We start from the raw sequence: 902 nt of genomic DNA, 5'->3' as shown, positions 1-902 counted from the left end.
TATACGAGAGAGATACCCACATCATAGCTATTTTCTCCTATAAGACTATTAATAACGATTGTAGAATTATCCTTAACGTAACTAGCATTGCGACTGCTAGCAAAGGTCTCTTTTGTTGCATCTTTGATAATAAGGCGTTCGTCATTCACCACCTCAAAGCGTACCCCTAAATCGCGCAGATACATTTCGTTAAGAAAAGCTTCAGTATCCGCCCAAAAAGTTTTTACTTTTTCTATCTTACTATCAAAATAGTATCTACTGAATGTACTATAAGGAATGTGCATTGCCAATCGGTATACCCTTAGCACTTGTGTATTAGCAATTTTTGGTTGCGCTTCTTCAGCAGCTAAAACCGGTCTTGCAAAAGCGCTATGTTTATGAGGTTCTTTATCCTGATTGCCGCAGACACCTTGTTCATTTTTATAAAATACTAACTGTCCTTTACTATCAGAAATTTCGTATGAAGTTCCTTGATAATTAAAATTCCCCGAAACAGATTTCCCTACTGAAAGAGAAGCCACAAAATCCCCTTTATAGTAACCTACAAAACTTTTAATTCCTTTTTTCGCAAACGAAGTAGGGCGTTCTTGCCACTCAATAGCAATCCCCTGCTGTGCCGACACCGCTTTCAGCCATTTATCCGCCACATTCTGTGCTTTCCCAAACAACACACACCCTATCAATAATCCTATTGTAATAATATTCCTCATAATTCTTATTTCATTCTTTTTTATCCATCACTATAATAAAACTAATCTTTCCTCCTATTTCCAAAGTATCTCCTAAAACAATCTCTTTCCCCGATATCACATCTGTACCCCTCAAAAATCCCGCCAAACTCTCAGTAAGCCGATTATTTTATAAAAGCATCTGCACTCTGTCACATCAATAAGCTTTCTAAG

General features: G+C 37.1%; 1 protein-coding gene. It reads right to left on the bottom strand.

The window, feature by feature from the left end:
* The coding region (locus HMPREF9074_RS09050; RefSeq protein WP_369700500.1) for a reprolysin-like metallopeptidase at nt 1-710 on the bottom strand (710 nt) is incomplete at its 3' end.
* Nucleotides 711-902: the final 192 nt, after the last annotated feature.

This window comes from Capnocytophaga sp. oral taxon 329 str. F0087, assembly GCF_000213295.2.
GTDB classification, from domain to species: domain Bacteria; phylum Bacteroidota; class Bacteroidia; order Flavobacteriales; family Flavobacteriaceae; genus Capnocytophaga; species Capnocytophaga leadbetteri_A.
The sequence above is the reverse complement of the archived record's forward strand: the minus strand, read 5'-3'. Positions and strand labels throughout refer to the sequence as shown.